Here is a 13,898-nt window from a genome sequence, read left to right as displayed (position 1 = left end):
ATGTAGGCCGCCACTCGTCTTGTATCCGCCTTGCCCGAATTTCCCGCCTGCGTGAAGGACGGTCAAAATGACTTCTACCGTAGGTTTACCCATTTTATGCATTCCCGTCGGCATTCCGCGTCCGTAATCTCGTACGCCGATGCTGCCGTCTTTGTGTATCGTAACGTCAATTTCAGAACCGAATCCAGCAAGCGCTTCGTCAACTGCGTTATCGACGATTTCATAGACAAGATGATGAAGTCCCCGTGAATCTGTAGAACCGATATACATCCCTGGGCGTTTCCGTACAGCATCAAGGCCTTCCAGCACTTGTATCGAATCATCATCATATGTGTAAATTTCTTCTTTCTTCGTCAAATCGCAACCCCCATCAAACGAATGTTCTCTTTTTCTTTGTATACTATCGTATCGCTTCCTGTAAAGCTTGTCAAATCAACGTTTCAGGAAGCTCGCTCAATTAATTGTATAGAAGAAACCGCCTGAATGCAATGAGATGAGGAAAATCTAGACAATCGGCTTATCTTCAGAACTTCACACATTCCATTGTCGACATTCATCTGTTCTGCTAAACTTGAAACACATAACTATTCACTACTTATAAAGGGGAGCGTCATGGAAATTATCATTCTCATTCTAATCGCTTATTTACTCGGCTCCATCCCATCGGCATTATGGGTCGGCAAATTGTTCTACAATACGGATGTCAGGCAGCATGGCAGCGGAAATTTGGGTGCCACGAACACGTTCAGAGTTCTTGGAAAAACGGCTGGGCTTATCGTCACGATGCTCGATATTTTAAAAGGGACGGCTGCGGTACTTCTCGTTTTATTGCCATTTTTCGATGCGACAGGCATCCATCCGCTACTTCTCGGTGTTTGCGCTGTCATAGGCCATATGTTCCCTGTCTTTGCGAAATTCAAAGGCGGCAAGGCTGTCGCCACTTCAGGCGGTGTTCTGCTTGGATATAACTGGCCAATCTTCATCATTGTACTCCTTACTTTCCTCATTGCGTTGAAAATCACGAAAATGGTCTCCCTTTCGTCGATGATTGTGGCGGTTGTCGGATTCATTTATTGTATCGCTTTCTACTTATGGTCAGGCGATTTCTATTTAATGATCATCGTCGGTCTGATGGGTGTTTTCATTTTCTATAGGCATAGGGCGAATATTGCTAGGATCAAAGCGGGAACTGAGCCAAAAGTGAAGTGGTTGTAATACAATGATAGCAGCAACCGAAAGGCGGGATATTGAAATGAAAATCGTTTTATCGGATGATGCATTGCAATGGTTTAGAGATGAAATGGAAGCCGAATCCGGCGATTACATTAAGTTTTTCGCGAGATATGGCGGGTCCAGCCCGTTGCATGATGGATTCTCGCTCGGGATTATGAAAGAGTCGCCCGACGAGGCGGCGGTCGAGACAGAAATCTCAGGTGTTCATTTTTATATTGAAGATAGGGATTACTGGTTTTTCGATGAACATGATCTTCATGTAGATATCAATCAGAAGTTGAATGAACTTGTATATACTTACAAAAAAGCGTGATGGCTAAGCCATACGCTTTTTTTACGTCTAGACTCCGAGCCCTCCGCTTTTGTTATTCCGCAATTTCCCAATATTACGCTGTAATGTATTTGTAAAGAAGTCCGATAAGTCTTTTGCTGGCTTGACGTCCCGCGAGTCTCTATGTTTACCGGCAAATATTCCCTCCCGACCTCCTTCTTAATCCATGCTACTATCAATCTCAGGTAAGACATTACTAATCTCAGGAGGTTCATTATGAAACGCAAACTACTATCAGCAGCACTCATCACTTGTGTCAGTGTCAGCTCCTTGGCAGTGCCATCATTCGATCAATCCCAACAAACGGTTTCTGCTGCGACGATAACTTCTCAAACATCTCAACAGGCGGTTGCAGCAAAAGCGGAGCAATTGATTCAAACAGCTAAAAGCCTGATCGGAAAATCGACATATAGTACGGCTGTATACAAACCTACATACCCGTATAAGTTTTCTTGCGCTACATTCCTTATGTATGTATTTGAAAAAAACGGCGTCGATCTTGCTACGTACAATGAAAATTTCATGATGCAGCAAGGAACGCCAGTTACGAAAGGGCAATGGCAAAAAGGAGACCTTCTCTTCTTCAGAAGCAAAACGACAGCGAAGGATCCAGATCATGTCGCTATGTATATCGGTGATAACAAGGTCATTCATATGGCAGATCCCAAACAGAACATCGTCATTTCCGACTTGAATAGCAAACCGTATTATACAGAGAACTATATCGGCGCGCGACGCGTCCTCCCTAGCTTGATGTCATCCAACCCGGCAACAAAAGGAGACAAAATCGTCAGTAACGCTTATGATTTGAAAGATCAAGCGACAATCGGCTCCGTCAACAATGAAAGCTCTAAAAAGTTCACGAGCACCGGTTTCGTCAACTATATCTACAAAAATAACGGTGTTACATTGAATGCTTCCAGTTTGAAGGACCTTCAAAGCAAGGGTACGACTGTCTCACGCTCCAACTTGAAGAAAGGTGACCTTGTCTTCTTCAATAGTGTGAAAGGATCCACGAACCCTAGCCTTGTTGCCATATACGCAGGGGATCATCGTCTCATCCTCCCGAATTCAGGCGGCGTCATTACAAGGGTTCTACTTGTAGATTACTATAATGATCATTTTATCACGGCAAAAAGGGTCTTTTCTGATAATACGGCTGCTACGCCTTCCGTACCCAAGCCTTCAAACCCAACGACTAAGCCACCCGTGTCTACGCCTTCAACTGGAACTGCATCCGGAGATAAGGTTGTCAATTTCGCAAACAGTTTAAAGAACAAAGTGAAGTTCGGATACGGATACAATGAAAGCACACTGACATTCACAGGTGCAGGGTTCACTTATTATGTATATAAACAACAAGGCATCGATTTAAAAAGCAAACTGGCAAGCGAGCAAGCGAAAGCTGGTAAAGCTGTCCTGAAATCCAATCTTCAAAAAGGGGATCTTGTCTTCTTCTCTTTGGATAATAAAAGAACGAACATAAATCAGACGGGCATTTATATTGGCGGCAACCAATTCATTAGCCTCTCCACTTCCGGCAAAGTCATACAACAAAGCCTATCTTCCACATGGGCGGCGCAAAACTTCGTAAAAGCACGCCGTGTCCTTAACTAATAAAAGAAAAGAAGCATCATGACGCTTAGGCGTTAGATGCTTCTTTTTCATTCATCCCGCATTAACTGGCTGTAAGACCCCCACTCCAAGAATTAGCGAGGAATCAAAATTATTCATGGGGGATCAACAGCCAGTAAATGCCCGATTGGTTCGGGCCAGCAGGAAGCAGGTCACAAAGGCTTTGCAACAGGACGTTGCGAACTTAGCCTTTGTTCAGCTAATCAGTGAGGGTGAAAGAACCCCCACTGATTGTAGTTTCACTTTATCGCTTCAAGGACTTAGCAAATTCGATCATGCCACGGCTGGACATGGGGCCTTTGATCAGGACAAGGGACTGGTCGTCGAATAAATGGTCCAACCGATTTCCAATATCTTTTACATTCTCGAATATCTTTATGTTCGCGGAGCTTCCATCACGCTTCGCTTGCCTCGCAATTTCTTCCGCCTTTTTTCCGATTGTGATGAGTGTATGGATGTTCCGATTGGCAACCATGCTCCCGATTTCCCGGTGATATTTCTTTTCGAAATTTCCAAGCCTATTGATATCCCCTAAGATGAGAATAATCTTTTTCCCTTTTCCGATTGAATCGAGCACTTTTAATGCAGCTTCCACTGACGTCGGGTTATTCGTCCACGTATCATCAATGATTGTGCTGCCGTTTCTCCCTTTTGAAAATTCCAGATGTCGATCCATGTTCTCATATGTTTTCAGACGGTCAATTGCAGCTTTCAGTTCGATTCCCATTTCGTGGACCGCTGCAAGTGCAGCCAATGCGTTGCTCACTTGGTGCTCCCCATATCCCGGAACAAAGGCGCGATAATTCAAGCGGTTCACATGAAGTATGAAATTCATCCCACCTTCACCAAAAGTGATCCGGGAAGCTCTGAAATCCGATTTTCCATCCGTTCCAAAATAAATGATTTTCCCCTTGAATCGTTGGATTCTCAGCTTTTTGCTATTTTCATCATCGGCATTCAGAATCAAGGTGCCGCCGTCTTTTATACCGCCGACGATTTCCTCTTTCGCTTTAATATAGCCTTCCAGATTTCCACATCCATCCAAATGATGAACGCCAATATTCGTGATAATCCCAATCGTCGGCTGATAAATCATGCATTGATGCTTAATATTTCCTGAATTGCCGAGACCGTGTTCAAATACAGCTGCTTTCGTCTGTTCATTAATCCCCATCAAATAAGGAAATGATCGCCTTGGCTCATTTTTACTGCTGACCGACGCATGCACGTTCCAAAAGCCGGAGAGCATATGTTTGATCATATCTTTTGTTGTCGTCTTACCACAAGTTCCTGTGATTGTCACGACCGGTATTTGAAATTGATTACGGTAAAAATCGATGAACTTCCAATAGGCCTGCACAAGGCTCGTCACTTGCATCACTGTCGTATTCGGCAAAATATCATTCAAGTCAATAGAGGTCTTATCAGTGATGATGAGGGAAGGACCTCTCTTATCAATGGCTCCCCAATTGATGGCATCTCCCCTGTTTGCAAAAAGAAGGGAATTCCGTCTTGTATGATCGTGTCGCTTGTAATAGATGGCATCTTCCACTTTCCAATTTACCGGTCCAGCGATGATCTTTCCTCCAAGTACTTTCCTGATATCATTAACAGCTATCGGCTTCATTGCATTTCCTCCCTTCTGTCAGATTTCGATCAGTCACTCTTTTTATACTTCTTTATATAGTACGAAATCCTTTCATGAATTTCGTTATTATCGAACATATAAAACATTGACAAAGAAGGTACGTAATTTCCTTCAATCACCCAGATCTCCCCTTTGTCATCAATTCCAATGTCAAATCCGATAATGGAAAGTTCACCTATGTTTTGATTAAGCCTACTGGATGCCTTTTGCGTAATGATTTCAATCCATTTTCCAGCGTTCTCAACTGAAATACCGATTTCCGCTGAGGATAACGCCTTCTCCAAAGTGAGCAGATTGCCTGCCCGATTCGATATGAAATATCCTTTTGCAGCGACTTTTACGATTACACCTGTTACAATCCATCCGTCGTCTTCAACATTTTGAGTGATGACACGAATATCGAATGGGCATCCATTGATTTTAGCAAGGGAAATCAGTTGCTGAACAATATAGTCTTTTTGCGATAGGTATTGTTCGAAAATATATTCGAACAACTCATCATAATCAGTTTTGATCAGTTTGCCTTGCATCTCATGAACCTCGAAAGTTGCGTCCCCGGTTGCCGATATTTTCACAATCCCCTGTCCCTGCTGCCCTACACACGGCTTGATGACCACCTTCGAATAGGTGTTCAAGAATGCAAATAATGTCTTTTTCGTGCATAAATCAGTAGCCGGCAAGAAAGGGCGCAATGCCCTTTTTCTGTGAAGTGAATGATACTGGCTCCATTTGCTGTTGCGATCATGTAAAATCGTGTCGGTCAGCCAGTATTTCCCCTCGGGGCTTTTGGCGACCTTCATAACGACCGTATGGCACTTGGGGAAAGCGGCTCCGAGTTTTTTCGCGGCAAATAATAAAAGGATTTTAAGCTTCCATAGTTTAACGAGGCCTTTCACTCTATCGGGTACACTTGTCTCCGCCGCCGTCGTACTTTTGACAACTTTCCAATTTGCTTCGGCGGATTCTCTATGAAGGGTGAAATAGAAATAGGAGAGAGTGGTAGGCCCAGTTAGCAATGCTTGAATGACATAGTTTTTTCCTTTGCAAATATGCTCTGTTATATATTCATATGCTTGATCTTTGTTTTGAAAATGAAAAATCTGTTCGTCGTCTATCAGTTCAATACCATCATCACTGGCAATAATGCGGACTTCCTGCGGTCCGAACAGCGGTTTGATGATGATAAATTTATATTTCATTAGAAAATCGGAAAATGTCAAAGGTGTAAGTACATCTGCAGGCAACAAATGCATTGATATCCCGGGTTCTGCTTTCAATATTTTATGTTGGCCGTACCTTCCCCTAATTTCTCTCATATTCTACCCTCCTTTCATAGATAACAGGTAAAAGTTCAAATCTGTTAGATATCTGTCCGACAACCGAGTGCAATGATTGAGCCTTGTGTGACGGGTGCCGCACCATTTTGATTGAAGAAGCGGCTGATGATAAAACTTCGTACACTATCTACATACGGAAAAGTATTCTGTTCCCTAAAGACAGCTTCAAAAGGATAAAGTACACCATCGACAAGCCCAGTCCCTGTGATGGTCACTTCACAATTTTCCCCATCTCTGCAACAGGTGACGGAAGTGAACGTTTTTGCTTCGAAAAGGAAGCTTTTTGATGTCCCCTTCGACTCCGTATCCATAAACTCCAAAGTCAACGATGATGTATCCAACATGGTGACACATACGTTTGCCATGTAAGTCAAGTCGCCTTTGACAGATTCAATATGTCCATGAAAACAAACATTGTGGTTTCGTGACACCGCATTGACAATGACACCGCACGGACATTCTATGCCCATAATAATATCCCTCCTTTATGAATTGAATTACTCTACTATATTGATTAAAGGAAGGGAGCAGCTTGGTGTTTGTCCCAAATGACGCAGTTAAAATAAATCCAAGCGGGCTTTTCCCTATGATTTACGAACTGTAAGTCATTAACTGTCAATCTGCTCCCTTTTCCTCAAGAGGGTTGCCAGCTTTTTGATCGTTTCGCTTAACATATCCCCCTTGATCAGCACAATGGTGTCCTTTGTTACAATTTTCTTAAGCAACTCATATGCTAAAATATGATTATTAAATGAATGAACTTCTATATGGGTGCCTTTTGCAGAAACCGTATCCGCCATTATTTTTGCATGCTTACCAATCGTGAGAAGCACATCGATCTTGCTATTTGCAATGATGTCCCCCGCCCGTTCATGAATTGTATAGCCCCATGAACCGAGGTCGGTAATTGTTCCAATGACGGCGATTTTTTTTTGTTCTGTCCCGACTGCCTGTAACACTTGCAATGCCGCATGCAATGAAGTTGTTGTAATGCTCCACGTATCATCGATGATCGTTGCGCCTTTCAACCCCGTAACAAATTGCAATTGCTTATTCAGCGTTTGAAAAGTCCTGAAATGGACAGCAATGTCGTCAATGTCCATTCCGACCTCGTGAACAGCTGCAATCGCCGCCAATGCATTGTATATTTGGTGTTCACCAAGCCCTGGAACAAGCATTCTGTATTTCTTTTTCGAGTATTCGAGGGTCAAATACATTCCAGTAGGAGAAAAAGAAATATCGCTTGCTCTAAAATCACTAGTTGAATGGATGCCTACTCGTATCACTTTTCCACTGAAGTTCTTCAAATCCAATTTTTTCGTGTTCGGATCATCTGCATTAATGATGAGGACTCCATCCGATTGTAGTGCCGTGCACATTTCCCCTTTCGCAGCGATATAGCCTTCCAATGTTTTACAGTAATTGAGGTGATGCTCACCGATATTCGTAATGATCCCGATTGTCGGTTTTAAGTAGGCTGCAGCATTCGTAATATCGCCCGGTGCTCCTACTGCTGTCTCGAACACGGCTGCTTCTGTCGTGTCGTCCATCATCAGCAGATGAGTCAAATGGGCTGTCCTTGAATTATTTGTACTGTTCGTATAGACGATTTTCCGCTGAATGGACAACAAATGGCGAATCATCTCTTTCGTCGTCGTTTTACCCGATGTGCCTGTCACGGCGATTATCGGAATATTGATAGAAGCACGATAGTAGTTGATGAATTTCCAATAAGATTCCTGCAGATTGTCAACTTTGATAATTGTCAAATCATCCATTTGTTCATTTACAACCAATTCAACATCTGTCACGATTGTAATCGGAAAGTAAGGCTTCAACCGTTCCCATCTAATAATTTTCCTTTGCAAAAATAAGATTGTATTGGGATGTCTCACCTGTTTCAGACGGTATGCGCCATGCTGTATAAGCAGATCATCTTTTCCACGAACCAATTTGCCGGATATGATTTTCTGGATATATCCTGTCGTTAGAGGTTTCATTCAATTCACTCCTTTCCCCCTTTCTTATCGTATGCCCTGTCCTTGTAAATAGCCTGTACGGAAAACCTGTGTATGGAAAAACAGCAATAGTTACCGCCTATCTGATGTATAACCATGTCTAGCATTATTTCCTTCATAACCTATATAGAGTTGTCTTTTATGAAGGAGTGGACTTGTTGAAAACAATTATTTTTATCGGAACAAATAAATCCGGTTCAAGTAGGGAAGCAATCAGGGCTGCTGAACGGCTTGGTTACTTCACGGTGCTATTCACGAATAATGAAAAGCAGATCAGGCAAAGGAAAGAATATATAGATGTCCACGAAATGATATTCGTCGACACGACGCAGCTTGCTGCGATGCGAAAAGAAATCCGTATGTTGATATCGAAAGGAAGCGTGATTATGACAATCGCAAGCTTTGTAGACTCACATGTCTCCAAAGCAAGCCAGTTATGCGCGGAATTCTGCCCGAACGGTACATCGTACAAGTCGGTGGCCATTATGGAAAACAAAGCACAGACGAGGACTTTTTTACAAGGACTTCCGTATTCTCCGAAATATATAACCGTATCCCCAAAAGCAAGGCTTAATGCAAAAACGCTCGAGTCCTTGCCTGGATTTCCTCTCATTGTAAAGTCTGCCTCTTCCACAGGATCGAAGGATGTTCTACAAGCAACTGATTTGGAGCAGTTACAACGGCATATTCGTAAATTGACTGAAAAGAATCCTGAAGAATCCATTATTATCGAAGAGTTCATAGAAGGGGAACAGTACTTAGTTGAGGCGATTGTCCATGATCGAAAACTTCACATCGCCGGCATCATCCAACAGGAAATCACATTTGGAAAACGGTTCATTATTACTGGATATGGCGTGCTTGCTTACGTGCCAAAACAACTGAATAACAGCATCAAACAGGTGCTGGAATCCATCATTGAGAAATTCGACATCCAAAATGGAGTGATGCATGTTGAAATGCGTCAAACGGACGATGGCTGGCGTTTAATTGAAATCAATCCGCGGATTTCCGGAGGTGCGATGAATAATATGCTGAAAGCGGCATTCGGTTTTGACTTGGTCGAAGAAACCTTAAAATTATATTTAGGTCAGCGTCCTTCCTTAGTTCAGAAACAACGGAATTTCGTATTCACACAATATGTCATCGTGGAGAAGAAAGGCATTTTGGAAAAAGTGACAGGCAAGAAAAGGGCTAGAAATTCCCCTGGTGTCGTTGAGGTATACGTAAAACCGAAAAAAGGGACACAACTGACACCGCCGCTGTCCATGGGCCATCGATATGCATATATCATTGCGCAAGGAAGGACAATGGAGCTTGCTAAAGGATTGGCAAAAAAAGCAGCAGAAGAGATTAAATTCCACTTGAAAGAATAGAAAAGAGGACTCCCACGAACAGGAGTCCTTTTTTTGATTAGCTATAGTTTTGATCGATAAATTTGACAGTTTCGAACATATTCGTTTTGCTGGCTCCTTTAATAAGGATCGTGTCGTCTTTACGGATTAGTTTTGACAGCAATGCATGCAGTTTTTCCCGGTCTGTGAAATGATGGATTTGGTCTGCTGGCATGCCTTTTTTCTTCGCTTGGGCACCGATTTCTTCCGTCCGGAACCCATAGGTAATCAATAGATCAATCCCTTGCTGTTGGATATAGTCTCCTAGCTTCTTGTATTCCTTCTCGCGGATATCGCCAAGTTCCCTCATTTGTCCGATGATAGCGATTTTCCGGTGCTTTGCAAGGTTCATAAGGACATCGATCGCTGCACGGACCCCTTCAGGATGGGAGTGGACAGTGTCGTCAATCAGCGTGATATTATCTTTGCAATTATAGATTGTCAATCGACGCGGCGGTTTTTTGAAGAGGAGGCCCGTCTTGATTTCCATCGGCGAGAACCCAAGCTGGTCTGCGATTGCAATGGCGGATAATGCGTTGTACACGTGATGCTCTCCGAAAATCGGGATGAACAGTTCGATTTCCTCTTTATGGAGCTTCATTTTAAAGCTCATGCCCTGATCCGTATATTGCACGTCGTACGCACGATAATCGGCGGGTCTTTGAATGCCGACCGTAATAATTTTCCCTTTAAACTCACGTTTCTCCAAAAACCGCGAGTTATCATTATCCTTGTTCACGCATAGCACGCCATATTGATCCATCCCATGAATCAATTCGGACTTAGCTTTCGCAACTCCTCTCGGATCACCATTGAAGTTCCCGACGTGCGCCAGTCCGACGTTCGTTACAATCGACATATTCGGTTGGATGATCCGGCAATGCTCGGTGATGACACCTGGATAGGCCATCCCGTATTCAAGGACAACCGCTTGGTGGGATGAATTGATTTCCGCAGCGTGTTTTTTCGTATGTTCCGTCGTATTCCAGTAGTCCTTCGATTCGAAGACATTCCATTTCTTAGATAGGATCGATGATAGGAACGCTTTGGTTGTTGTTTTACCCGCACTGCCCGTAATGGCGATGATCGGTGTCTCTTTCTCTTTTGTTGATCGTTTACGCTTCATTTCCTTGATTTTCAATTGAATTGCCTTTTGATTTTTTGCAATATACATCGCATACTTGATCGTGTTTTTGACAACATCCAATTCCAAATAAAATGCCGGTGGACAGCCAGGACGCCAGTTCACTTCATAGATCCATAGCTTCTGCTGCTCATCCATTCCGACGTCGACTCCTATTTCATCGATCATCTCACCGTATTTCTCCATTTGCAATTCATCCAAATGCTTCGCTAAAGATAATGAAAAAAACTCCAATTTTTTTCGGATATTGAACGCTTCATCCTTGAATTCATGTTCCAAGAATGGATCTAAATAGTTCGTATAGCCGCCACTATTAATATTCGCAATGATGGACCCTTGCGGCGCAATTCGCGGATAAATTGTCGTGATGACCCATTCGCCTTCCCCATTTTTCTGCACATGCAGCCTGAAGTCGAATACTTGCCCTGTTTTCGTTACCGATTGGATATACGGTTGGACGATGAATGTCTCTTTCGATAATTTCTGTTTAATGAAGCCGTTTAATTGGGATTTTCCGTAGAACCGGTTCGTCCCTTCCCCTTGCACAGAAAAACGTTCACCTTCTTGCACAATAAAAAAAATCCCTTTTCCTTTACGTCCATCAATCGGTTTGAAGACCACTTTTTCAAAGGCGGAAAGGAATTTGTAGAAATGATCCACATTCTTCACGACTTCCGTAGGTATTAAATAACTCGCAAAATCCTTTGCTTCCTTCAATCGACGGTTTACACTCCATTTATTGCCGATCGAATATGTCGTAAAAGGAATCTCTTCTTTCAGCTTGTCGATGGTCTCCTTCGATTTCGAAAGCTTCTCAGGGCTGCCCGCGTTATAGATGACATTCGGAAAAGGCATGACCTTCGACTTCCATCCCCCTTTTTCATACACTTGTCCCTTGATTGTACGATTCGAAAAATTCACTTCTCCGGGCGAAAAATAGAAAAACGTCGCCCCTTCCGCTTGCGCTACCGCTGCAAATGCATAAGCCTTCATGACCGTGTCCGGATCTTTCCGATGATGCAACATGCCTATGATCGTCATGGACATTCTCCTTTACTCTTTTTGACGGTTCTCTCTAGTACATTCATGCGCATTCGAAATGATAAGGACAAGAGTTTACAAGCGGTAGATTTAGTTCTCCCTTTCTAGACTTTTGACTCGACGACCGGCAACGTACGTCCGACAAGTTCGGAAGGTAGCGGGGTGATGGAACAAAACCCGCAAATTTTTACGAGAATGCAATGGGAAGTCTTCCGCAATGCGTAGAGGTCTTGATCAGTCATAGCCGGTTGGCCCTTTAAATCAACAGGCAGGAGCATAGACAACTGTGCACAGCAACTTTCCTCGTCGATTTTTTCCAATCTGAAGTATGGCGTGGAATGTCCACCAATCATCGCGGTAAAAGGGATCGATTGATCTGTTGTTTGCAGCATGAAGGGAATTGTGTCTTTAGGATTTGGCATATGAACGAAGCGGAATCCTTTTCCGAATTCCGAAAGCATTTGCTGCTCTTTCCATAATTCCTTCATCTCTTCACATAAACAGCATGTGTTCAACACTTTCCCCTCCCTTATGCAATACAACGCTTCTATTCAAAATGGCTCGATATAGAATTTGATCAACCGGACTGCATTTTCAGCTCGTTCCCTTGCTTCTTCAGATGATTCACCGACTGCCATCACATAGCCATACCGGTGTCCCATCGATAGGGGCGGCATAATTGTTGCGCCGATCGACGGTTTCACTTGTACGTCAACAACGCCTGGACTTGAAGCCGCCTGTTCGACACCTTCCAACTCCACGAGATAGCCGATGTTATTGATCGTAATATAAGTACTATGGACTGCTTGCCGCTTCTTGCGGACCAAATTTGGTTCTTCACCAAGGTAAAGTTTGATTGTTTCCATTACCAAATTGATGCCAAATGCCTCTTCAATCATACGGTTCATGGCGCCTCCGGAAATGCGTGGATTCAACTCAATTAGCTTCCATCCATTTGGCGATAGCCGCATTTCGAAATGGCAAGTTCCGTGTTGGAGGCCAATTTCGGCAATGATTGAATTGATCGTTTTCCATAACCTGCGGTAGACCGCTTCATCCATCCCAATGACAACATCGTATGCAGTGACGATGAACGTATAATCTTGCACGATTTCCTGCTGGATAACCGCTACGATAATCGGCAAAGCATCAATAACAACGACTTCAATGACATATTGGGGTCCCTCTATGAATTCCTCCTTCAGAAGTGGCATCCCCTGCAAATGTTTCGTCAATTTCTTTACTGTGATGTTCAATTCCTTTTCATTTTCAATATGAAAGACGTCCTTCGATCCGTTGGAAACTGTTTTTTTTAGGATAAATGGATAGTTTTGAACAGATGACTCGGGGTTTCCAATAGGGATCATCGCAAAGTCACATGTCGCCGGGTTATGCTGCAATGCAAGACGAGTCGTCATTTTATCTTCCATGAGCTGTAAGGCTTCGAAAGAAATACCAGCTCCGCAAAACTCATTGCAAAGTCTTGCTGCCATGGAGACATAGGGATCGACAAAACTGATGATCGCTTTCATATCATGGCCTGATTGAATGAGTTGAAAAAGCTGTTTCCGTATCATTCCTTCTTCCAATGACTCCATATAAATAAGGTGAACATTTTCAAGCCGCCTTCGCAGAAATGCTTTTCGGTCTGTTATCAAAATCGCAGTGTAGCCTAAGCGGCCAGCAGCCGCCAATGCATCCATGCTTGAGCCTGTCGTTGATGATCCGATAAACACAATTGCCCCCATCCATTCATCCTTCCATGAAGACAATCCTCTTCTTTCAATAGTATGCGAATGTACCATAGTGATGTAGGCAAAATAAATAAGCATGAAGGCTATCCTTCATGCTTACTCAAAAGGTTGAATCGATTCACTTGTTCTACTAGACCGGCGTCCAGCAACGCGTGCAACTCAGTTTTACCGAAAAGATCGAAGTGAGGATAATCTTCACGATGGTCGATCCATTCAGGCTTCAACCCGTATCTTTTTCCCCATTCGAATAATTTAGCGAGATCCGTACAACCCACCTTCGTTACCGTTTTACAGCCTGGGAAACGATCATCGAGCCAGTAGTGGGTGAGAAAGGCGATTTCCCCGGCACGGACCGCTTCTTTC

At 43.3% G+C, this 13,898-nt stretch carries 13 protein-coding genes; 4 read left to right on the top strand and 9 right to left on the bottom strand.

What is annotated here, in order from left to right:
- The coding region (locus AWV70_RS24635) for an ATP-binding protein (protein ID WP_235588675.1) at positions 1-357 on the bottom strand (357 nt) is incomplete at its 3' end.
- Positions 358-612: 255 nt separating this feature from the next.
- Between AWV70_RS24635 and plsY the strand changes: the two genes are divergently transcribed.
- From plsY to AWV70_RS14145, 3 genes are all read left to right on the top strand, one after another.
- Positions 613-1,215, top strand: coding sequence for a glycerol-3-phosphate 1-O-acyltransferase PlsY (gene plsY, locus AWV70_RS14155; RefSeq protein WP_060208401.1), 603 nt, complete (start codon positions 613-615; stop codon positions 1,213-1,215).
- A gap of 37 nt (positions 1,216-1,252) precedes the next feature.
- Positions 1,253-1,546 (top strand): HesB/YadR/YfhF family protein, encoded by a 294-nt coding sequence (locus tag AWV70_RS14150; protein ID WP_060208455.1) that lies wholly within the window; start codon positions 1,253-1,255, stop codon positions 1,544-1,546.
- Between the two features lie 234 nt (positions 1,547-1,780).
- The gene (locus tag AWV70_RS14145; protein ID WP_060208400.1) at positions 1,781-3,181 is read left to right on the top strand and encodes a C40 family peptidase; all 1,401 of its coding nucleotides are present in this window, start codon (positions 1,781-1,783) and stop codon (positions 3,179-3,181) included.
- A 262-nt stretch (positions 3,182-3,443) separates the two neighbouring features.
- Here the strand turns inward: AWV70_RS14145 and AWV70_RS14140 are convergent, their stop codons facing one another.
- From AWV70_RS14140 to AWV70_RS14125, 4 genes are all read right to left on the bottom strand, one after another.
- Positions 3,444-4,826, bottom strand: coding sequence for a UDP-N-acetylmuramoyl-tripeptide--D-alanyl-D-alanine ligase (locus AWV70_RS14140; protein ID WP_060208397.1), 1,383 nt, complete (start codon positions 4,824-4,826; stop codon positions 3,444-3,446).
- A 29-nt stretch (positions 4,827-4,855) separates the two neighbouring features.
- Complete coding sequence (locus tag AWV70_RS14135; RefSeq protein WP_060208395.1) at positions 4,856-6,163, bottom strand: YheC/YheD family protein; 1,308 nt, start codon at positions 6,161-6,163, stop codon at positions 4,856-4,858.
- Positions 6,164-6,207: 44 nt separating this feature from the next.
- On the bottom strand, positions 6,208-6,654 hold the full coding sequence (locus tag AWV70_RS14130) for a hypothetical protein (protein ID WP_060208393.1): 447 nt from the start codon (positions 6,652-6,654) through the stop codon (positions 6,208-6,210).
- Positions 6,655-6,792: 138 nt separating this feature from the next.
- Entirely contained in the window at positions 6,793-8,184 is a 1,392-nt protein-coding gene (locus tag AWV70_RS14125) for a Mur ligase family protein (protein ID WP_060208390.1), read from the bottom strand.
- Between the two features lie 167 nt (positions 8,185-8,351).
- On the opposite strand from AWV70_RS14125, the gene AWV70_RS14120 reads away from it, so the two are divergent.
- Positions 8,352-9,578 (top strand): ATP-grasp domain-containing protein, encoded by a 1,227-nt coding sequence (locus AWV70_RS14120; protein WP_153009995.1) that lies wholly within the window; start codon positions 8,352-8,354, stop codon positions 9,576-9,578.
- A gap of 37 nt (positions 9,579-9,615) precedes the next feature.
- Here the strand turns inward: AWV70_RS14120 and AWV70_RS22970 are convergent, their stop codons facing one another.
- From AWV70_RS22970 to AWV70_RS14100, 4 genes are all read right to left on the bottom strand, one after another.
- Positions 9,616-11,781, bottom strand: coding sequence for a YheC/YheD family protein (locus AWV70_RS22970; RefSeq protein ID WP_082713635.1), 2,166 nt, complete (start codon positions 11,779-11,781; stop codon positions 9,616-9,618).
- 104 nt (positions 11,782-11,885) lie between these two features.
- On the bottom strand, positions 11,886-12,296 hold the full coding sequence (locus AWV70_RS14110; RefSeq protein WP_060208384.1) for a CotY/CotZ family spore coat protein: 411 nt from the start codon (positions 12,294-12,296) through the stop codon (positions 11,886-11,888).
- 36 nt (positions 12,297-12,332) lie between these two features.
- Positions 12,333-13,553, bottom strand: coding sequence for an ATP-grasp domain-containing protein (locus AWV70_RS14105; protein ID WP_160327665.1), 1,221 nt, complete (start codon positions 13,551-13,553; stop codon positions 12,333-12,335).
- Between the two features lie 65 nt (positions 13,554-13,618).
- Positions 13,619-13,898, bottom strand: a 280-nt coding sequence (locus AWV70_RS14100; RefSeq protein ID WP_060208380.1) for a hypothetical protein, incomplete at its 5' end; no start/stop codon positions are given.

Origin of the sequence: Sporosarcina koreensis (assembly GCF_001531445.1) — a bacterium.
Classification (GTDB): domain Bacteria; phylum Bacillota; class Bacilli; order Bacillales_A; family Planococcaceae; genus Sporosarcina; species Sporosarcina koreensis_C.
This window is presented reverse-complemented; position numbering and strand designations above follow the sequence as displayed.

Bases quoted from the DNA above. Each gene is read 5' to 3' on its own strand.
- AWV70_RS14125 (WP_060208390.1), bottom strand. From the start codon at position 8,184: ATGAAACCTCTAACGACAGGATATATCCAGAAAATCATATCCGGCAAA.
- AWV70_RS14130 (WP_060208393.1), bottom strand. From the start codon at position 6,654: ATGGGCATAGAATGTCCGTGCGGTGTCATTGTCAATGCGGTGTCACGA.
- AWV70_RS22970 (WP_082713635.1), bottom strand. From the start codon at position 11,781: ATGACGATCATAGGCATGTTGCATCATCGGAAAGATCCGGACACGGTC.
- AWV70_RS14140 (WP_060208397.1), bottom strand. From the start codon at position 4,826: ATGAAGCCGATAGCTGTTAATGATATCAGGAAAGTACTTGGAGGAAAG.
- plsY (WP_060208401.1), top strand. From the start codon at position 613: ATGGAAATTATCATTCTCATTCTAATCGCTTATTTACTCGGCTCCATC.
- AWV70_RS14150 (WP_060208455.1), top strand. From the start codon at position 1,253: ATGAAAATCGTTTTATCGGATGATGCATTGCAATGGTTTAGAGATGAA.
- AWV70_RS14145 (WP_060208400.1), top strand. From the start codon at position 1,781: ATGAAACGCAAACTACTATCAGCAGCACTCATCACTTGTGTCAGTGTC.
- AWV70_RS14135 (WP_060208395.1), bottom strand. From the start codon at position 6,163: ATGAGAGAAATTAGGGGAAGGTACGGCCAACATAAAATATTGAAAGCA.